Genomic DNA, 20,026 nt, shown 5'->3' with positions numbered 1-20,026 from the left:
TCCCCATTGGCCCGTCGCTGACGCTTGATTACCCAGGGCTATCGCTCGTTTACCTGAAGAGTTAGCCGATGTACCAACAGCGATAGAACCTCGACCACTGCCAACAGCCTCAAAACCTGTTGCAACAGAATAAAGCCCTGTGGCTGCGGCGCTTCCACCAACTGCTGTTGAGGAATTAGTTCCCTTTGCAAATGATCCAATGACAGTACTACTACCAGTCTTAACTGTCTGACCGTCAAGTTGGACAGTCTTTTCAGGTACTGATGCCCCACTCCCTATAACTGTATTAGTAGCTTCGTCACTAGCATTTATCGCCGCTTCACCAGGATTAGCGATCGAAACAACACCTTGGTTATTTACATTTATCACGTTTATCACCCACGCATCCGCCGTCCCCGGTACTCCCACCAGGGTGACGCTCAGCAGGGCAACGGGCAGCGCCCGGCGCGCCCTTCTTAACCCGGACTTACCTTTACCTCTGGCCTTCGCCAGTTCACTCACCGCGACCCATATACCCAGGCTCGCGTTCCAGACTAAACGATATACTGTATTCATTATTTCCCCCCTGGTCTCTTAAATAAAAGACAGGTTTATTCCTTTAATTGTTATTGAGATATGCGCAGAGATTCCTGCTCTTTCAGAACCAGATTTCGCTCCAGAGAGCTTTTATTCAGATGCGATGCATAGTCGCGATATAATTTTTGCGCTTTCTGCGGCTGATTTATTACGTACTGATAATATCCGCCGACAAAAAATACCGCCTGAGTGACGGCATCCGCCTTTTCCTCTGCATGGCTGAAAGCAATACTATCGATTAGCTGAAACACGGTCTTCTCATTACCTTTCCCGGTGTAAATATCAGCAATGGCCGATTCATATGCCGAAAACCACTTATAATTAGCGGCTTTATCGGTGAGAGCTTTTTGCAGTGTTGTCGAACCTCCCTGCCATGTCCTGGCGGTTAACCATAAATCCCAGAGCAGGCCATAATCCCGCTCGCGTCCGTTACCGTTTTGTCGCAATACAGTGAATGCCCGACGGGCCTCGTCGTAGCGCTCCAGCGCCGCCAGGTTAACCGCAGAAGGTAAAACAATCATACCCGCCAGCATGCCGCCGTTCAGGGCATCATATTTCTGCCGGGCTTCGCGGTAGTGGCCTGCCAGGTCGTCATTAATCGCCTGCTGAAAGGTCGCCATCGGTGTTTTTTCGACAGAAGAGGGAGAGTGAGATGAATTCAGCGAAATATTTTCTACCGACGCGTAAATACCGTGGCTGAATAAAAATAAAAACAGAATGCTCAGCATTTTTTTCACTGAGTGAATATAGGTTAACCTGGACATAATGAGTTCCACCCTGGAATGCGCCGTCACGTAAACGTCAGCGACTTTTCTTTTAATCATTAAAAGAACGAAAGATCACCTGCTATTGAGGACTGATGTAATAATCAGACCGGGACTTTCATTCTCAGCATATCCTGGCAAACAAGAATGCCCTGAGAGTTACAGTTGAGTAGTCCATATTTCTGAAAGATATTGCGTTTAATGCGGTAAATAATCCTCATCGATATGCTGGAATCTGCAACCAGCGCTTGAGTTGAACACTCAGTGCTCAGCCGGTTAAAGATATCCAGTACCCGTTTTGATACTGTCCCTTGCGTAACGGGAACATTTTTCGCAAGACGCAAAAAACGAAGGAACTCCTGTGAGGATATCGTTTTTGATATCAGGCAAGGGAACTCAATCACACCGCTACGTTTTATTGGCATATCCAGCATCATCACCACCCTGCAAAAAGGCATGACCGATTTCTGCAGAATTTTCTTTCTGGTCTGATGATGGTTGATGGCCATAACTACCATGTCACCAGGTACAGGCTTAAATGCCTTCAAACTTCCCCTTTCATTCAGGTTAATAAAAACTGAAGATGCTGCCTCCCCCCCTGTAGCAACGGGAATTCCATAAAGTAAAAAAGTATCATCGGAAATAAAATAGCTTGTCATTTAAAACATCCTTTTCGATGAACATCCATTCATTAGCCAGTTCAACTCAGCTGTATTTAGAAATTCTCTTTTCTGAAAGACGTCTACTCCGGTTATTTAGATGAATATATTTTAGGCATCGCACAGGAAGAATTGATAATTGCTTTCACCATCAAAAACACCAATCACCAATAGATAAAAACTATCAAATAACAAAAATTTAACACGGTGCAATAATTTTTTATTGATATTTTTCAATCAGTTAATTGATATGCATAAAAAAAATGAATGCAAAGCGATGATCTATATATAAAAAAGCAAAAAACAAAGAGTAATCCCTTTAAAAACAACCATATAAATGAAAACAAAAATCACACAAGGAAATTATTGTAAAAGCACCCTAGCGATAAATCAGAGTTGGCTCCTTATTGAGGGAATATTCCTAAAACCTTAAAAAAAGACTTAAAAATAAAATACCTATCCCATCATACAGTTAAGGATAAATCCCGTTAAAATTTGTTTCTTTATTGTTAAATAAAAGATGTTTTTAGCAGTAAAAAGCACTGTAATTAATAAGATAATTCTCCACCCATCTTTTCCATGAGCACAATGCTCATTTTGAAATGCTGTTTCCCAAAGTCACCAATAACCTGCCAAGAACGCAGAACGAAGTACTTTGAGCAAATGCTCTACCTTACTCAGGGCCGAAAACTGAGCACCACTTCAAAGCCACCGGTCAGGCGATGCTGTCTGCTCACCTGAAATCCATGCTAGTAGGCAATTCGTTTATCGACAGACAATAACAGGGGGGAAGCCATCTCACCGGAGCCAGATCCTCAATACGGATGCTGACAGCACAGGAATCGTTAACGATCATTTTGCCTTCTATATTAGCGACAGCATCAATACCTGTCCTATTCGCGCCGAACATAAAATTATGGCTACTCTTAACAACCTGCAATTGATTACCATCTTCAAGCTGCTGACGTATTGGCTACGCTCGTTTGCCGCCTGCGGCAACGGCAATGTCCAACGCGGCCAGCATTACGCCCGCTACTTTATTCACATCAGCATTCACTGTTAGCGCGACAGTGTCTGACACACGGTCACACTGGCGCGCTGTTTCGCAATGAGTTAGTCGTCAATCTTAGTCAACATACATACTCATTTCTTATCCATGCCCAGAAATTTCAACAACTAGTTTTTCTTACAATAAAGGATCGGCAACCCATGTTGTTTTATTAGATAATCGCCGCCAGGTTGCACTTGAATCTCATAGGCATATTCAATATCCCGACTACTGAAAACCATAGGTAAAAGATACTGTATTTTTTTATTTACATCTGCAGAAGAGATAGAGGAATACTGCTGAACCAGCTTGAGGTACATTAACCTGCCATAGACATTATAATCAAACACAGAAGCAAGTTTAATATTTTTCACAGCATCGGCACTTTCCTGAAAGCTCCCGGCGATCGTTAAAATGCCTTTACCTTGTTCAAAATGCACACCCACATTTGCAATAAGTTTATTGGCATTAATGTGACTTTCAAAACCCCCTCTGCATTTGATATCCAATTTGTTATAGTGTTCAAACGTAAACAATAAAATGGCGATAGAGATCACCATAAAGATAGCCGAGAAATAAACCAAACGTTTCATTGCTCACCCCTTATAAATAATGATGTGCAATTTCTGGCTGAGCCTTTAGATTTATCACATGCAGTAACGAAAAAACTAACTGGTTTTGACACTATACTAATGTATCTGAAAGGATATAAGCTACACCCCGAAATAATTTCCTTATGTTTTGCTATGAAAATATCTATTTCTTTTTTATAGAGAGTAACAGGTTGACGTAAATATAAGTCACAGCGCTCCAGCTGCTGATAATAAGTGTAATCACGAGTAAAATCGTCCTGTTTAAATATGATGTACTTATATCCCGCGATTGATAATGAAATCACACCGACTATCATCATTATAGAGAACATCAAGATTGGTTTTATCTTTAGACGCAATAGCAAACGTTTTTGCCATATCTCTTTACTGTCAGAAGATGACGTAACACTTTCAGCTAATCGGTGTTCACTATCAGGGGTAGACACCACATCCTCAGCTTTCACCTGCATTTTTTCATTAAACACGAAACCTTTGCGTGGGACCGTTATAATGAAATCGTCGGTGCTTTCCGAAACAGCTTTGAGCGCCTTCCTAACCAACAGGATGGTCTGATACAGCGTGTTAGGCGATGTTTCAATCACGCTATTCTCCCATGCAGCATCGTATAACTGCTGGTGACTAACGATTGCACCAGGATCCTCAAGTATAATTTCCAGACAACGTGAGCTCGGTCTCCCCAGAATCTGTCTTTTTTCAACATAGCTAGTATTCACCAGCAGATTTTGTTCAGGATAAAAAGCAACCAACTCATTTATCAAAAATACCTTGCTCATGTGCCCCTCTGCACCTTAATCAATATTAAAAATGATAGCGCAACCTATAGTAGAGTGCGATGCAAGTTTCTTAAATTGATCTTATGCTCTAACTTAATAAAATAAAAACACTTAAAAATCAACAGGATAAAAAGTCAAGTATGAATTGACGTCTTAAGTTCTTAATTGAAATGTTGATCCCTTCCCAATCAGCATGATGATGGTAATCTTGTTGCCAACGGAGACAAAGACATGAAAAAAACCGAGGTCAATAAAACTTTATTCTAAAAAAAGGTGAAAATAGAATCTTACCACTTCATTGTTTTAATAAAAAAAACAACCTTTTTTATCAATGATAATCATTTAAATTGATTAAAAAAACCAGACCACTGACAAAAGGCAGTATTAAATGCTTAAAAAAAACAAAAAGACAAACTAAAACTCTTCACAAATAGCTATTGTTGATTATGTGTTTCATGTGAAGGTACTATTCCTACCTTTATGAGAATTCGATCATATTAGAATTATCTCATTAAGCATTTATAGATGCAGGGGTTAATTATGAAGATATTTGGTTACCTTCTTGGAAACGAGGCAGATGGCGTTCTTTTTTTCAAGGAAAAGCATATGCTATTACCACTAAATAGTCGGTACAGCCCTGTAAGGTTGAGAAGTACTATGTCACGGTTACTTTTATTTTTGCTGGAAAAAGGAAAGATAGGTTTAATTCGTGATGAACACATAATGAAAAACGTATGGGAAATTCATGGATTGAAAGCTTCTGGACCTCGGCTGTGGCAAGTTGTTAACGACCTTAAAAACAAGCTCGATAGAGTTGGCATCGATGACAATTTTATTATGCGCGTAGAGGGCCGCGGGTACCTTATCAACACCACATATTTTGAATCAATCTATATAAGAGCTGCATGGGTTATGTTAGACAGATTTGTACTTGAGAGTCAAAACACAGCCTCTTTTAAACTAGTTAAGAAATAGACATCTTTGTTCCCGCTCGGAACGGGTAATCAGTAAAAAGATGACGGTCATCGCTAAATTTTATTGTGGATAGTTCTGGCCATACCAGTTTTTGCACTTTGCTGTATATCATTCATTTTTACTCATTGAAAAATGTAGGAGAACTCATGCTTATATATTCATCTGACCAGTATTTTTCTCTTGCAATGAATGAGATACTGAGTGAATTTAAAAATAAAGAAACGAAAGATCTAATCCTTGTCGATTCAGGGATGAAAGATTTATATATTTTTGAAGTGAAGATGTTGTCTGGCATCCTGCATCAGGATTCATTTTCTGCGCTCATCAATAGTCAATATATTGCCTTGCCGAGGAATGCAGATATTGTTCAATTGCAGAATTGTATCTCAACTGGCGCTATACCATTGGGTAAGCGCGATAAGAAAATGGATATGACGCGTATGGAGGAGTCCGTTTTGCGTGCTCTCTATGCAGGGTTGAGTATGAATGATATTGCAGAGCACTATGGCATGAGTTCGAAAAGAGTCAGTTCGCTGAAGCGAGGGGCTTTAACCAAAATGGGCATCGAAAACATTCCGTTATTCTTTTCTCTTTTACGCTGCTGGAATTTTTTCTGGCCGTTTATTTCATGCTTTTATCCATCAGCAGCCAAATCTACAGAAAGAGCCATGATCGTGTCAAATGAACCTCTACTGAGATATTAGTAAATAATGCACTCTGAATTTTTATAATATTTTGAAAGAACTCAATCTTTTACCTTTGGGTAATCAAGATCCAAATATCAATGGATTGGATATTAAATCACCCCAAAGAGAAATGGCAACTGTTCACATTAATTATGTTGTTATCAACAAGGAGCTTCACCATGAAATGCCGTATGTTACTGAGTGCCTTAATCGTTTGCTGTACCCTGCCACTGACTGCCTGTGATGGCAAAAATGAAACATCATCAGAGGCGAACAGAACCCAAATTGCTGATGGTAAAGCGTCAATCGTGCTGCCTGAAGGCTATATTAAAATGTCTGACGAGTTGCTGGCGCAGAAATATCCTGATGCTAATAGACCTAAAGAGGCCTGGTACGTCGAAAAGGAAAATGGAAAGGTAACAATAGCCTTTAATATGACCAAAAACCCCATTAAAGAGTCTCAGCTCCCTGAGTTTGCGGATGTCATGAAGAATAATCTGGTAACCTTCTCTCCTGAAGTGATTTCCGTAGCTATCAATGGAAAAAGAATGCAGCGAATTCAAGTGACAACGCCGGACGCAGCAAACCCTAATGGTGGGATTTATAACATCATGCAGTTCGCATCTGTGGATGGTAAGTTGATGATTGCAACGTTCAATACGACCACTGAACTCAAAGATAAGTATGGCAGTGCAGGTCTGGAATCCCTGTCATCTATTCAATACTGATATGCGGCATGGGGCTGTTCAGCCAGCCCCAAACATTTTATCGTTTTAAAAATTCACCCACCCCAGTGCCGTTGTGGACGATTATTTAATCCAGCGATCTTTAATTTCGCTATATTCAGGAGAAGCCATCACCTTCTCCAGCGCCTGGTTTATCTCCGCCAGCAGCGGGTTCCCTTTACGCAGCGCAATGCCCAGGCCTTTACCATAATATTCAGGGTCGGTGGCGTGCTCATCCATAATGACGAAGTCCGGGTTCTCCTTCAGCCAGTTTTTCATCGCCGCCACATCGCCAAATACCCCGTCCAGACGTCCGTTTCGCAGGTCGATTAGCGCGTTCATATAGCTATCATAGGCTTGAGATTCAATCTCGCCATGGCGATCCTGGAGGTAGCGTTGATGCGAAGTCCCGTTTTCCAGGCCAAGCTTTTTACCTTTCAAATCGGCAAAAGTATGGAAGGTATCTTTGCGCACCACCGCAACCGCCGACAGTTCGTTGAAGTACGGAGTCGAGAAATCAACCTGCTTTTCACGCAGCGGTGTGATATCCATACCGGCAATCACCGCATCCATTTTCTTAAAACGCAGCGCCGGGATCAGGCTATCAAAACTCTGATTGGTGAAGTTGCAGGTCGCCTGCAGCTCCTTACACACTGCTCTGGCGATATCGATATCAAAACCAGCCACCTGGTTATTACCATCGACAAACTCAAACGGCGGATAGGTTGCGCTGGTACCAAAGTGAATCACCCGTTCAGCCGCCAGCGCCGAACAAGAAAATAAACCGAGCGCAATAGCGAGATAAGTACCTTTCATGTTAATGCTCCCTGTGATGCCCCTACAATAATTCAGCGGTCTGAAAGATGGTCGGGATCGTTATTTCCGTCAGGCACCGAATCAAATTCATCGCCCAAATAATTATCGTCATTGATAAACCGTCCAGGTTATGGCCTGCGAAATAGCAGGTGCAGCCCGTCCGGGGAGAACAATCATACTTGAACTGATGCGGGTTCTGTAGATTCCTGCCGCCTTATGGGAGATAAATTAATGAATCATATCCACAGGTTACGCGATAGATTACAGCATAATATATCAAGCTGAAGGTTATATTTCATATCAGCAAGAATAGTAATGGTTTAAGCAGAGATAAAAATTTCACCATAGGTGCAATACGCAAAATATCTAACCCCGACCTAAAAGTCGGGGGATTTATTTCCTAACTCAGACAGCCCAGCACCGACATCCGCAGCCATTTTCACGATAGTTGCTCAGTCAGCATCTGCCACAGAAACTCTTCTTTCATCGCCCGCTGAAATGCTCTTTGGCTATTTTCCGGTGAACTGCCGTGACCGGCTTCAGTTTCTTCATACAGCCAGACATTATCATGGCCCTGCTGCTGCATACGCGCGACCATTTTGCGCGCATGGGCTGGGCTAACGCGATCGTCTTGCGTGCCGGTAGTAAACAATGTCGGCGGATAATGCTTATCTGCACGAACCTTGTCGAAGGGCGAGTAGTTTTGCAGCCATTGCCACTCTTCTGCGTTCTCCGGGTCGCCGTATTCCGCTATCCAGGATGCCCCTGCCAGCCAGCGATGATAGTTACGCATATCCAGAAGCGGCACCTGGCAAACCAGCGCGCCAAAAAGCTCCGGGTAATCCGTTAGCATATTGCCGATCAGTAAGCCGCCGTTACTCCCTCCTTGCGCCGCAAGCCGTTTCGGGCAGGTTACACGACGCGCGATCAGGTCTTTCGCGACCGCAGCAAAATCTTCATAGGCACGGTGACGATGCTGCTTCAGCGCCGCCTGATGCCACAGTGGTCCGTATTCTCCTCCGCCGCGAATATTCGCGATGACGAAAACGCCTCCCTTTTGCAGCCAGGTTTCCCCCATCGCGCCCAAATAGTACGGAGACAAAGAAACCTCGAAACCGCCGTAACCATAAAGCAAAGTCGGGTTATCGCCGGCTAATGCCAGTCCTTTAGCGGAAATCTGGAAATACGGGATGCGCGTACCGTCCAGAGAAATAACAAAATGCTGAGTCACCTCGATACCCGAGGCATCAAAACAGGATGGGTCCTGTTTCACGGCAATAAGATTCCCGCTGTCCAGATCGCCAAGGCTCAGGCGGCAGGATTGCAAGAATCCATAGCTAACGACTCGATAGCGGTTGCTCTCTATATCAATGCCATATGCTGAAATACAGGTGAAATCGGGCAATTCCAGCGTGTTAACGTTGCGCCACTGACCGTGTTCAGGGCGGCAAAATGTCACTTTCTCGACCACATCCTGAGTCAGATTGAGTATCAGGTAGTCACGAGTCGTATCGTAGCCTTGCAGCGTAGTGTGGGCATCCGGCGTGAACAGAACGGTAAAATCGCGCTGGCCCTGCTGAAAAGCCGTAAAATCGGTCGCGATCAACGAGCCTGCGGGATAGGTTTTGTCGGCAATCTCCCAGGCCGAGGTCAGCATAACCAGAAGCCAGTTTTGCAGAAAACCGCATGATGCATCTTCAGGAATAGCAATGGGTTCCAGCTCATTTTGCGCGGTCAACAGCCAGGTGCGGCGGCGATAAAAATCCTCAGCGCGCTGCACCAGCGTTTTCTCAAAACCTGGGGTCGGATCGTGCCAGGCAAATACGCGCATATCCGACTCAGTTCCAGCATAAATGAGCGCGGCATCCTGCGCAGGTGTGCCACACTGCCAGCGGCTCACGCAGCGAGGATAGCCCGATTGGGTCAGCGTATCGCCCCCCGCATCAAGCGCTAAAAGAAGCGTATTTTCATCAAGCCAGCGAGCGGTGCTTTTGCTTTCGGGAAGATAAAACCCGCCGGCAATAAAAGTCTTGTTAACCAGATCAAACTCGCGGATTTCACATGCATCACCACCGCTCGACAGGTAAATCAGCGCCCGCGTGTAATCCGGATAGAGCAGGTCCGCCCCATGATAGCTCCAGCTTGCGCCCTCTTCTGCGTTCAGCCGATCGATATCCAGTACCGTTTCCCACTCAGGATTTTCCGTCAGATATGACGTTTCAGACGTTCGCCGCCAGATACCGCGCGGATGCTGGTCATCCTGCCAAAAGTTATAAACCGTTTCGCGATAGTGGCTAACCCAGGGAATATTCGATTGATCGTCCAGCGATTGCAAAACGGCCTTCTGCGTACGGTGAAAACGCTCACCCTGGGCGAATTTTGCGACGGTGCGGCTATTCTGCTCCGCCACCCAGCGCAGGGCGTCATCGTCCTGCGGTGTTTCCAGTTTGTTGAGCAGTTCCTGAACGTTTTGTCGCGTCATGATTATCTCGTCCTGATAAATGGGCAGAGTGTTGTCGATATGGCTGACTTCTTAGCCATGCGCAGATTTGTAGTGGAATGTATCAAAGTAAAGGTAAGGGCAATTTCTGTACTAACCAGACTAGCGAATTACACAATGAACGTGTAGATAAAAATACGCCTGGATGCTAGCAGCCGCTATCGTGAACACGAGGTTTTTTGTAGAAGATTTACGAAATCGGATCTCGTGCGTATGGGTATAAGATTTGAGTGTAACCGATGGATTTATAAGATAAAATAGATGGAGCGGGCGAAGGGATTAGAACAAGCTGCTCAATAACTTGAAAAATATATAATTTTCAAGTTATATCTTAACTTATACCCCCAAAGATACCCCCAAAGCACAGAGGCTTTGAATTCAAGTAATTACCTTTGTCGATAAATCAGCAGGAAGCGAGATGATAGCAAATGGCAGGCATACTCGAAAGCAGCGATACCGTTAGCATCAGACTAATTACGATTCATTAAACCCAGATCGCGACGGGCCCTCATGATATCAATAATCGTGAGATATGGCGTTTGTTCTTGCCAGCTAAACCCTCTGCGATCGATACGAACCAGTTCGTACTTTTCCACTAGAAAGTTAATGGCATTAGCGAGAGTGATACCGGCATCGATATGTTCCTGTATGACGGTTTCATCACAGAAAGGTGTATCGTTTAGTGTCAGGCCATAATGCTGTTCCAGCAGACGACTAAGTAGCATTTGCCAGATAGTCACGGGCGACAGGCATGGCTTCGCCGCCCGCATATTTGTTGTAGGTAGAAATTTCATTTTTTCTCTCGTGAAAGTAATTAACGTTGAGTGGGATAAATGGCGATGTATACGTAGCCACAACTACCAAGCGTATCGGCTTCGCAGGTGAGTCCGTTGTGATAGAGGGTGACACAGTGCTGATGGCGGGGGGAGAGTTCTCCGCTGGTGAGTGTCAGCTCCAGTTGTTTGAGAATCAACGGAAAGGCCTGATCCAGGTATAGCGCGTCATCGTCGCAGAAAGCACCGTTAAATCCGGCCCGATCAGCAAGAAAATGCAGGCGGTCTCCTTCTTGCACCAGCCGAGCTCCAAAACAGGGTGTGATCGTACTCTTTAGCCCCCAATGCTGGCAGGGGGGATTCTCCGGTATGGCACCGGATTCTGAGTGATAGTTCATTATTGTTCCTGATTAAAGTGAAGGATTAATTGAGAGTGACGCTTCGAAGAATGACATAGGGACCATTGCGGTCCTGACGACGTTCAGCAAACACGGCCAGAACGCCGCGTATGTCCTCCATCTCGCGGCCAGCATAATGGCAGATACTGCCTGACCATTTATATTTGCCCGTACTGAAGCGAAACAGTCGGGAGCCAGGATGTTGCCGGTACAGGGTCATTGCCTGGCGTTTGCTGATGATTTTCATATCCAGCCTCGCTCTGCAAACGACACTATGCCATCTGATCCGATAACCAGATGATCGAGCGTGTTCACATCAACCAGTGCTAACGCTTCTTTAAGCCTACCAGTAATGTTGCGGTCACATTGACTGGGCTCCGGATCGCCGGAGGGATGGTTGTGCGCCAGCACGACAGCTGCAGCATTGAAGCGAAGCGCTGACTTCACTACCTCTCGAGGATGGACCTGGACATGGTTAATCGAACCGGCAAATAGTGTTTCACTCTCCAGTAAACGGTGCTGGTTATCGAGATAGAGCACCATAAACACTTCCCGCTCCTGTCCGGCCAGCTGTAGCCGAAGCCAGTCACGAGCAGCAGTACTGGAGGTAAAGGATTTGCCGGGCTGACGCAGATATTTATCCAGTAGATTGATAGCGCGGCGAATGGTGCGTTGGGCATAGGGGGTTAATCCGGCGGTCGCAGGGAGCAAATAACCATGCGGGGCCATAATCAGTGGAAAGAGTTCAGGCTGCGTTGACACCGGGGATAATGCGGTATTCATGTCAGGTATTCCTCAGTCGATGAGATTCATAATGGCGCTGCATTCCGGATGGATTAGCGCGTAGTCGCGTAAGAGATAATAGTGTTCAGTCATCGCGTCACACTCGGTGCGACAGGCGTGGTGGTTGTAAGCCATCAGGCAGGCCGCTATACCGGCAGCCTCTCCGCTCATCTCCGCATCGTTTCCATTCATCGGGTTGAACAACGTCCACTTCTCACCGTCGGGCTCCGGAGCCATAAATGCGCCGCCGTTGCTGAGTGTGTAAAAGCTCCAGACGCCGCCGCTGTAATCAGCGCACAGACGATCCATCCAGCCAAATATTTGGGGCTCAAGGGTTATCCATTGTGGGATAGATCCAAAGCGCTTTGGCCAGAAGCCAATACGTAACTCGTCAGCGACTACCGAGGCAGTAATTGCTGCCTGCTCAGCAAACTCAGGGTTGTGGGTATCCATTAAACTATCTCCTTATGCCGGAACGGTTGTTTAACGCCCGAAAAATTCGAGCATGTTTTCTGCCATAACCCACAGGGCGCGATTGAGTTTCACATCGCCATCAATACCGGTAACAGCACGGGTGCGGCTGCTTTTCCCCTGAGCGGTTCGCCCTGACAGACCTCCTTTCATCAGGTTCTCCTGCACGCGCTGGTATACGGTCCACAGGTCATCGCTGTAGTCCTCCCGGCGACGTGGGGTCAGCAACTGCGATACCGTGACCGGCTGGTGGTCTTCACCAAAGCGATACTTCAGCGCGGCATTCGCCAGGGCGTTCCGGGCTGGTTCTGGCAGTGCCAGTGACTGCATTGCATCGCGCTTCTCCTCCACCCGGTCAAACACACCGAGCACTTCGTAAGCCCCTTCAATCACCTTCTCAACAACATTCCCTTTATGTGGTACCCGCACTTCGCCAAATGACTGTCCGCAGACCAGACCGTTGGTACAGACGCCTCGAAACAGCCCCGGCAGCATCTGGTAGCTTGATGAGCCGTCATGGCTGTTGAGCAAAATGATTTCCGGCACCTGATGTCCGGTCAGTTGACCGGCACGACGCAGGCGAAGCATGTGTTTGGTGTGTTCCCGCTTGCTCTGGTCGCGAACCTTTGTCTGGCAGGCAAAGAACGGCTCAAAACCTTCGCGCTGCAGGCTTTCGAGGATGGTAATGGTCGGGATGTAGGTGTACGTGCGACATGAAGTCGTTCGAAGAATTGCTTTACCCGCAAGTATCGCGGTGATAAAGCCCGCTGTTCCGTCAGCGGTAGCCTACTGATCCAGGCTCGATGGGTAACTGTTGGGTCTGAAGCGATCGGGACAATGTAGCAGGGGCTGCAAGTACCAATGCGGCTCAGGCGCTAGGCTTGATGGTACGGTTAACACAAGTGAACTGCTGATAAACGTCGTCAACATTAAGCAGCTAAAGGTACTGAAAGGCTGTAGCCAAAAGGCACAGTAGCTGGATATTCCTTTTTATACTGGGGATACGCGGACAACAGAGCTACCGGCGGAGAAGCAGAACCTAACCCATCGTGTTCTTCGAACGGAACATGGTAAATCCGTATTGCCGCCCGGTTGGGCAGGGGCCTCGTAAGGGAAACCGTTGGCGGTGCGGATAGAGGAGGACTGAGAAAGCGAAGGCCATTCTGTAATGGAATGGATAGAGGTTGCGTCGATAGGCAACATTACCTCACGCGAAAGCGGGCAAACTTCAGTCTGGTCTTTCATCACGAGAGAGTCTGGCGAACCTTTAAAGGAGGGAAAGCAAATGACGGCGCAGCTAAATAGCTCTGGTGCACTCTCCGATCAGGCGACGCACTGGCACAGTATTGACTGGGCAAGATGCCACCGCGAGGTCAGAAGGCTTCAGGCACGTATCGTGAAGGCAACGCAGGAAGGCAGACATGGCAGAGTGAAAGCCCTGCAATGGCTGCTCACCCACTCGTTCAGCGGCAAAGCTCTCGCCGTTAAGCGAGTGACAGAGAATCGCGGCAAACGAACTTCTGGCGTGGATGGGATTACGTGGTCTACGCCGAAGATCAAGCTCAAAGCAGTATTATCACTCAGGCGAAGGGGCTATCGTCCTCAGCCACTGAGGCGGATTTACATCCCAAAAGCCAACGGGAAGCAGCGGGCACTGGGCATTCCCTGCATGATCGACCGGGCGCAGCAGGCATTGCATTTGCTCGCTTTGGAACCGATAGCCGAAACAACCGCAGACCCGAACTCATATGGGTTCAGGTCTGCCCGATCAACGGCTGATGCAATTGAACAGTGCTTCAAGGCTCTTTCACACACCGATTGTGCGGAATGGATCCTTGAAGCTGACATCCGTAGCTGCTTTGACGAAATATCGCACGACTGGCTGGTCACCAATATCCCGATGGACAAGGCGATCTTGCGAATGTGGCTGAAAGCTGGCTACTTTCACCATAGTGTCCTTTATCCAACAGCGGCGGGCACACCCCAAGGGGGGATCATATCGCCAACGTTGATGAATATGACTCTTGATGGATTAGAACACTTGCTGCGACTTAAATATCGCAGGAGTACCCGCAATCCGTCAAAGGTCAATATTGTTCGATATGCAGACGACTTCATCATAACCGGTGTGACACGTGAAATGCTGGCAGAAGAAGTTATCCCTATGGTCGAGCAGTTTTTGGCGGAGCGAGGTCTCTCGATGTCACCAGAAAAGACCAGGATCACACATATCAGCGATGGATTCGACTTCCTCGGCATGAACGTACGCAAATATGGGGGCAAACTGTTAATCAAGCCAGCTCCTGTAAGTGTCCAACGTTTCCTGCGCAAAGTAAGGGGAGTGATTAAGGGTAATGCAATGGTGCGACACGATACACTGATAAAGAAACTCAACCCGATGTTACGTGGATGGGCAAATTACTATCGGCATGTTGTGGCGAAACAAACATTAAGTAAGGTCAGTTGCGCGATATGGCATAGCCTGTGGCGCTGGGTAAAACGTCGGCATCCCCACAAGGGAACTGGGTGGATTAGGAGGAAGTACTTCCGAATCATTGGATCCCGGCACTGGGTCTTTGCCACGGAAACCGGCAGGATACTCCAAACTGGAGTCCCCGAGCTTCTGGAGCTTTACAACATTGACAGTACGCCGATCAGGCGGCACAGGAAAATCCGTTCTGATGCCAATCCATTTGATCCTAAATGGGAAATCTACTTCGAAGAGCGATTGGCCCTTGCAATGCAGAGGTCAATCAAGGGACGAACCCGGCTGATTCGAATATGGTTGGCTCAGGAACGACATTGCCCTGTCTGCCAACAGATGATCGGAGAATCTACTGGGTGGCGTCTCTTCCACGTGAAACGAACGATCGACGGTGGGCGAGATACCAACAGTAATCTGATAATGTTACATCCAGACTGCTACCAGATAGCCCGCGCACGCCGATTCAAAGTGGTGAAACCGGCTCCTCCAGTGGGGCTTTGAAAGGCTTGAGCCGTGTGCGGGGAAACTCGCAAGCACGGTTCTTAGGGGAGGATGCGGTGGTAACACCGTGTCCTTACCCGACCTGTCTGAACGAGATTCATGCTTGTCACTCCCGAACACACTGGGGACATGACTCATCAGCTCTTCGTGGGTCAGAGGCCGGTCACGGCGTATCTGGTTTATACGACCAAAGCGGCTGGCTAATCGCATAGCTAACTCCTTATCTGATAATGAAATAAAAACAAAAAGGCCATGTTCCCGAAGGAGCATGGCCTGTTGCTATCTGGTGCTGGTGTGTTGCGAGGTGGAGAGGACTGAAATGTAAGTAACTAATCGCTGTAGTGTGTGGTCCGGCACTCACTGAGGTCAGACAGCTCTTTTTGCGTATTCTTCAGACCCGGACTAAAGGAGCCGACTTTGTTATTGTTGACGTAAACATCGAAATTAGACGACTGACCCAGCGCGTCAATAAATGACACCCAGGCATTGTCACCGTTTCGCCAGCCGAGGGAAGAAGGTAACGGATACTGACTGTTATCCATGACGACCGTTATTTCCGTCCCGTCGTCATGAGAACTTACTGATGTTCCATCAGGCAGGGTGAGATCAACACCGTGTTGCAGAATATTCTGCGCATCCGGATTGCCAGTACAGTTCAGATTAAACACCACCTTCTCCGGGCTGGTAATGATATATTCGGTCACGCCCATCCCAAAACCACTCGTCCACATATTGGGAATAGCCTGTGCTGTTGATACAGAAGCCAGCATAGCTAATGTAAATATTACGTAAGGCAGTCGCATAATGTTGTCCTCAAATCATGTAATAAAGCTTTTGTTGTTCAAAACAATAAAGTAATGAAAAAACAGTTGGATTATTTTATTTGTTTGTAGCGAAACGCTTCTTTTCCGGCATAAATCCCGACGAGATCGTCATAACGAGGGTCCTTTTTATTCGTGCGGAACGTTACTTTCATATCCGGACTGCACATATCCTTCATGGTGAGATTGAATTCTTTACCAGGCGTAATGGTATAGCCTGTTGCCACATCGTCTTTACTGGGAGTGATCCACCCCCATATGCCACCCGGACAATCTCTGGAAGGTTTCGAGCGAACAACAATAAACCATCCCATTGAATCCACTTCCGTCGCTGTGCACAGTTTTCTGACCTGTCGGTGGGCATCACACCAGAATATATTCCCACTCTTATTATTCACTGCCGCAGGCAGGAACCCGCTATAAGGACGTGCTGCGTGAGAATTACCTGCGATAAGCAGGGGGAACAACATGACTGGCAGTAAAGAAAACAATTTCAATTTTTTCATTAGATTAACCTTACATTTAATTATGGAGACTATCTCTTATCAGTGTGTCCGGATTGCCCCCGACTTTCTGATGGAGAAAATGAATTCAGCGACTGCTGAATAAAACGGAAATGAGGTAAGGCAGAGATAAAATGTTTATCTTCCGACAGCTGATAGAGAAGCTCACTGCGAATAAATGTTTCCCGGGATGGCCTTACCAGATGAATCTCATCCAGCCGGAAGACACGTAATTGCCTGTTATGTTCAGCGACCAGATACCAGTAACCGTCCAGAGCGATTAGCCGGTAAGGTGCAACGGCCTCATGACGATCCCCTTCAGTCAGAATGGTGATGCGCTGACATCCCGAAATAGCTCTGACCAGCCTGTAGAAGCAGAGTTTTCCTGCCGGGGGATGAGGTCTGTCCTGATGCCATACCAGACAGGGTCGATCATCACAGTCCAGCAGGCTGCTGACCAGTCGCCGGTCAAAGCCCGGGAAAACCCCGGCCAGCCCCGTGCGGTGAGCAAAGGTCAGAATATCTATTTCCTGCCGCGTACTGTGAATATCTGAACGCAGACTGCATTGTCCCTGGTAGTAATCCAGGTCGAGATACATCAGACGTTCCCGAAAGTCACGACGCAGCGTGCGCTCTGACACCCCGAATTCAGTTGCCAGTTTGCGAATGAACAGAGTTTCACCGGACACCAGGCGGCTGATAATCAACGACAACCTGACGGCAAGCCGGTCATGTCGCCGCTCCTGAAGCGTCATGAAAGATTTCTCCTGAGAAGTTAACTCTCTGAATTAATAATGATTACTTTAAAGGAAGGGGTGGACAGGGTATGGACAACATCGGAACTATTTTTTATGAGCAGCCCGGCCTTGTGAGCGCTCGTCTGACAGATAATGATGCTTCGCCTGATTTAGTTGATGATAAAACGCAATGGAAAGGACGTGTCCACAATCAACAAATCATTAACAACCAGTTCATCATTCGCAGAGAAAATTTCGATATCAGAAGAATATCCAGTCCCAGACGGCCCGTGCGACCGATACCACCGCATCACGCACGCTACGAATCACCGTTTTCAGCGATGCAGACAGGAACGAAGATGATTCTGCGGAATCGAAAACCCGGCACACAGCTTCACCGAAACTGTCACGGGCCTGCGACTTTACCGGCTCTGTGCAGAGTCTCCCGTGCAGTTGTGTCACTACCGGGCTGGTGGCGCGGTCAGGCAGACAGCGCATCATGGCTGCCACCATCTCCTCAATGCCCCATCCAGTGCTGGCGAACACCACACAGACCGGATGATGCGGTTTGAACATCGCCATAATCGCAGCCTGCTTCGCTTTAAGATTTCCCTGTTGGTGCGGCGAAGGTTTGCTGGTGAGGGTATCCCATTCATGACAGGGTTCGATTTTGTCGGCCTGGTTAATCACAAACAGCACCTTTTGCCTGTAAGATTGCATCACTTCGTGCCAGAACTGCTCGTCCACGATCAGTGCCCGATCATCGGCCTTAATGACCCACAGCACCAGGTCCAGCTCCGGCAGCATACGACGGTACAGGGCCCGGTATTCATGATCCCGTCGCCCGTTTTCACCTACCCCCGGTAAATCAACAATCACCAGACTGTGACGACCGCTGCGCAACCGGAAACGCAGTACGTCGCGAGTACAGGCGTTCACGTCACTCACCGGGGACACCTCGCCCCGGAAAAGTTCGTTGCAGAGAGAGGATTTACCTGCACCACTTTTGCCCATGATGCCAATCACCGGCTCGTAGTGGGTCAGGTTCTGGATACGTTCAAGAATAAGCTGGCGAAGCATGTACGGAAGCGACGCGAGCGGTTGTTCAAGGGCATGAAGGCCATCAGGTTTATTCATACAGTAGTCTCAGCGTGAAAAATTAAAAACCCCGCGATCCAGTCAGGAGGGCGGGGGTTCACTGAGATAATATCTGTCTGAAATAATTTGGGATTTTAGATTAACACGTAAAGGATCTTGTGCAGTATTGGATTGTACAATATCCGCTTGGTGTCAGCAGCGGACATTAACATACTTCGGGAATGCACTAACCTCACCTCAGTAGACATACCCTTTCTTCACTGTATGGGCTGATCAATGGACTGACCCCACGACATCAGACAAATTCTGTCCTCACGATGAGGGCTGTTCAAAGGCCTCCGGACTGACGCCGCCGAGATGACTGTGGCGCCGCAACTGTTTTGAGTTAGTCACGACTCTTATCATGCAGGCGGGTCGGGTAAATAAAAATTCGGATTACATAATGGCATGGTAGAGTGCGGGTCCCCCAGAGCGAATAAAGGTTACCGCTATGCAACAAATTGATTTTTACATGATTGATGCCTTTACCACCACCACGTTTGATGGCAATGCGGCTGCGGTATGTCCACTTACCGAATGGTTGCCTGATGAGACATTATTAAAATGTCGCAGCAACATAACCAGTCTGAAACAGCATTTTTTGTCGCAAATGATAATGGCTTTGAGTTGCGTTGGTTTACCACTCTGGGGGAAATTAACTTATGCGGGCATGCCACGCTTGCTGCTGCACACGTCATATTTGAACATCTTGACTACTCAGGCACAACAATCCATTTTGCTACTCGATTTGTCTGCCCATTAATGGTGACACGCAGCGGTGAATGGATGACGCTTGATTTTCCCTCCTGGGAAACTGAGCCAGTCATACCACCCGCCTTATTGCTGGAAGCGCTTGGCATCACAGAGTGCAAAGAAGTGCGTATGGCACGCGACTACATGGTCGTGATGGAGAATCAACAGCAGGTAGAAGCTGTACGCCCGAATATCAATGCAATGCTCCCCCTGGGAAAAATGGTGTGTATTACCGCTGCGGGCGAAGGGGAATATGATTTTGTCAGCCGTTTTTTCTGCCCTGGGGATGCTGTAGCAGAAGACCCTGTTACAGGTTCAACGCATAGTATGCTCATTCCTTATTGGTCTGAAAAATTGAAGAAAACACAAATGCTGGCGCATCAGGGAGCGGAGCGTGGCGGGGATTTACGCTGTCAGCTAGAGGGCGATCGCGTTTTAATCAGCGGACAAGCAGCAACTTATCTGATTGGCAAAGTACTGTTGCGCCAGGAATAGCGAAATACCGATCGTCATGAGTTTTCAAGTATA

20 protein-coding genes and 4 pseudogenes are annotated in these 20,026 nt (G+C 47.1%); 6 read left to right on the top strand and 18 right to left on the bottom strand.

Annotated features, from left to right (window positions below; genetic code table 11):
• Nucleotides 1-57 precede the first annotated feature (57 nt).
• From ACMYSL_RS05285 to ACMYSL_RS05275, 3 genes and pseudogenes are all read right to left on the bottom strand, one after another.
• A pseudogene (locus ACMYSL_RS05285) lies at nucleotides 58-555 on the bottom strand (ESPR-type extended signal peptide-containing protein); the annotation flags it as partial.
• A 50-nt stretch (nucleotides 556-605) separates the two neighbouring features.
• On the bottom strand, nucleotides 606-1,340 hold the full coding sequence (locus ACMYSL_RS05280; RefSeq protein ID WP_434661624.1) for a hypothetical protein: 735 nt from the start codon (nucleotides 1,338-1,340) through the stop codon (nucleotides 606-608).
• Between the two features lie 104 nt (nucleotides 1,341-1,444).
• The gene (locus ACMYSL_RS05275) at nucleotides 1,445-1,999 is read right to left on the bottom strand and encodes a hypothetical protein (protein WP_434661623.1); all 555 of its coding nucleotides are present in this window, start codon (nucleotides 1,997-1,999) and stop codon (nucleotides 1,445-1,447) included.
• 916 nt (nucleotides 2,000-2,915) lie between these two features.
• On the opposite strand from ACMYSL_RS05275, the gene ACMYSL_RS05270 reads away from it, so the two are divergent.
• Nucleotides 2,916-3,062 carry a hypothetical protein gene (locus ACMYSL_RS05270; protein ID WP_434661622.1) on the top strand — a complete coding sequence of 49 codons (147 nt, stop codon included), beginning with the start codon at nucleotides 2,916-2,918 and terminating at the stop codon, nucleotides 3,060-3,062.
• A gap of 113 nt (nucleotides 3,063-3,175) precedes the next feature.
• Here the strand turns inward: ACMYSL_RS05270 and ACMYSL_RS05265 are convergent, their stop codons facing one another.
• Complete coding sequence (locus ACMYSL_RS05265; protein ID WP_434661621.1) at nucleotides 3,176-3,640, bottom strand: hypothetical protein; 465 nt, start codon at nucleotides 3,638-3,640, stop codon at nucleotides 3,176-3,178.
• Nucleotides 3,637-4,434, bottom strand: a complete 798-nt coding sequence (locus tag ACMYSL_RS05260; protein WP_434661620.1) for a winged helix-turn-helix domain-containing protein — start codon at nucleotides 4,432-4,434, stop codon at nucleotides 3,637-3,639. Before ACMYSL_RS05260 ends, ACMYSL_RS05265 begins: the two co-directional genes overlap by 4 nt.
• Nucleotides 4,435-4,974: 540 nt before the next feature.
• On the opposite strand from ACMYSL_RS05260, the gene ACMYSL_RS05255 reads away from it, so the two are divergent.
• The 3 genes from ACMYSL_RS05255 (at nucleotide 4,975) to ACMYSL_RS05245 (ending at nucleotide 6,823) form a co-directional block, all read left to right on the top strand.
• Entirely contained in the window at nucleotides 4,975-5,409 is a 435-nt protein-coding gene (locus ACMYSL_RS05255; protein WP_434661619.1) for a winged helix-turn-helix domain-containing protein, read from the top strand.
• 146 nt (nucleotides 5,410-5,555) lie between these two features.
• Entirely contained in the window at nucleotides 5,556-6,113 is a 558-nt protein-coding gene (locus ACMYSL_RS05250) for a LuxR C-terminal-related transcriptional regulator (protein WP_434661618.1), read from the top strand.
• A 161-nt stretch (nucleotides 6,114-6,274) separates the two neighbouring features.
• Nucleotides 6,275-6,823, top strand: a complete 549-nt coding sequence (locus tag ACMYSL_RS05245; protein WP_434661617.1) for a hypothetical protein — start codon at nucleotides 6,275-6,277, stop codon at nucleotides 6,821-6,823.
• Nucleotides 6,824-6,904: 81 nt separating this feature from the next.
• Here ACMYSL_RS05245 and ACMYSL_RS05240 read toward each other — a convergent pair whose 3' ends face one another.
• The 8 genes and pseudogenes from ACMYSL_RS05240 to ACMYSL_RS05205 form a co-directional block, all read right to left on the bottom strand.
• Nucleotides 6,905-7,636, bottom strand: coding sequence for an arginine ABC transporter substrate-binding protein (locus ACMYSL_RS05240; RefSeq protein WP_434661616.1), 732 nt, complete (start codon nucleotides 7,634-7,636; stop codon nucleotides 6,905-6,907).
• 439 nt (nucleotides 7,637-8,075) lie between these two features.
• Nucleotides 8,076-10,118, bottom strand: coding sequence for a prolyl oligopeptidase family serine peptidase (locus tag ACMYSL_RS05235; protein ID WP_434661614.1), 2,043 nt, complete (start codon nucleotides 10,116-10,118; stop codon nucleotides 8,076-8,078).
• 488 nt (nucleotides 10,119-10,606) lie between these two features.
• The gene (locus ACMYSL_RS05230) at nucleotides 10,607-10,930 is read right to left on the bottom strand and encodes a TA system toxin CbtA family protein (RefSeq protein ID WP_001546951.1); all 324 of its coding nucleotides are present in this window, start codon (nucleotides 10,928-10,930) and stop codon (nucleotides 10,607-10,609) included.
• 20 nt (nucleotides 10,931-10,950) lie between these two features.
• Nucleotides 10,951-11,307, bottom strand: coding sequence for a type IV toxin-antitoxin system YeeU family antitoxin (locus tag ACMYSL_RS05225; RefSeq protein ID WP_045333559.1), 357 nt, complete (start codon nucleotides 11,305-11,307; stop codon nucleotides 10,951-10,953).
• Between the two features lie 25 nt (nucleotides 11,308-11,332).
• On the bottom strand, nucleotides 11,333-11,554 hold the full coding sequence (locus ACMYSL_RS05220; protein WP_138110057.1) for a DUF987 domain-containing protein: 222 nt from the start codon (nucleotides 11,552-11,554) through the stop codon (nucleotides 11,333-11,335).
• Entirely contained in the window at nucleotides 11,551-12,090 is a 540-nt protein-coding gene (gene radC / locus ACMYSL_RS05215) for a RadC family protein (RefSeq protein ID WP_064360220.1), read from the bottom strand. Before radC ends, ACMYSL_RS05220 begins: the two co-directional genes overlap by 4 nt.
• A 12-nt stretch (nucleotides 12,091-12,102) precedes the next feature.
• Complete coding sequence (locus ACMYSL_RS05210; protein WP_224257213.1) at nucleotides 12,103-12,543, bottom strand: antirestriction protein; 441 nt, start codon at nucleotides 12,541-12,543, stop codon at nucleotides 12,103-12,105.
• A gap of 30 nt (nucleotides 12,544-12,573) precedes the next feature.
• Nucleotides 12,574-13,266, bottom strand: a pseudogene (locus ACMYSL_RS05205) (DUF932 domain-containing protein); the annotation flags it as partial.
• A gap of 580 nt (nucleotides 13,267-13,846) precedes the next feature.
• On the opposite strand from ACMYSL_RS05205, the gene ltrA reads away from it, so the two are divergent.
• Complete coding sequence (gene ltrA / locus ACMYSL_RS05200; protein WP_434659184.1) at nucleotides 13,847-15,547, top strand: group II intron reverse transcriptase/maturase; 1,701 nt, start codon at nucleotides 13,847-13,849, stop codon at nucleotides 15,545-15,547.
• Nucleotides 15,548-15,628: 81 nt separating this feature from the next.
• Here the strand turns inward: ltrA and ACMYSL_RS05195 are convergent.
• The 5 genes and pseudogenes from ACMYSL_RS05195 to ACMYSL_RS05175 form a co-directional block, all read right to left on the bottom strand.
• Nucleotides 15,629-15,757 (bottom strand): annotated as a pseudogene (locus tag ACMYSL_RS05195) (DUF932 domain-containing protein); the annotation flags it as partial.
• A 119-nt stretch (nucleotides 15,758-15,876) separates the two neighbouring features.
• Nucleotides 15,877-16,350: a hypothetical protein gene (locus tag ACMYSL_RS05190; RefSeq protein WP_138110055.1), complete on the bottom strand. Its 474-nt coding sequence runs from the start codon at nucleotides 16,348-16,350 to the stop codon at nucleotides 15,877-15,879.
• A gap of 71 nt (nucleotides 16,351-16,421) precedes the next feature.
• Entirely contained in the window at nucleotides 16,422-16,874 is a 453-nt protein-coding gene (locus ACMYSL_RS05185) for a hypothetical protein (RefSeq protein WP_138110054.1), read from the bottom strand.
• A gap of 29 nt (nucleotides 16,875-16,903) precedes the next feature.
• Nucleotides 16,904-17,626, bottom strand: a complete 723-nt coding sequence (locus tag ACMYSL_RS05180; protein ID WP_138110053.1) for a helix-turn-helix transcriptional regulator — start codon at nucleotides 17,624-17,626, stop codon at nucleotides 16,904-16,906.
• A 243-nt stretch (nucleotides 17,627-17,869) separates the two neighbouring features.
• The gene (locus tag ACMYSL_RS05175; RefSeq protein WP_434661613.1) at nucleotides 17,870-18,745 is read right to left on the bottom strand and encodes a GTPase family protein; all 876 of its coding nucleotides are present in this window, start codon (nucleotides 18,743-18,745) and stop codon (nucleotides 17,870-17,872) included.
• A 451-nt stretch (nucleotides 18,746-19,196) separates the two neighbouring features.
• Here ACMYSL_RS05175 and ACMYSL_RS05170 point away from each other — a divergent pair.
• Nucleotides 19,197-19,993, top strand: a pseudogene (locus ACMYSL_RS05170) (PhzF family phenazine biosynthesis protein).
• Nucleotides 19,994-20,026 lie beyond the last annotated feature (33 nt).

Origin of the sequence: Klebsiella sp. MISC125 (genome assembly GCF_051131775.1) — a bacterium.
GTDB lineage: Bacteria > Pseudomonadota > Gammaproteobacteria > Enterobacterales > Enterobacteriaceae > Klebsiella.
The sequence above is the reverse complement of the archived record's forward strand: the minus strand, read 5'-3'. Positions and strand labels throughout refer to the sequence as shown.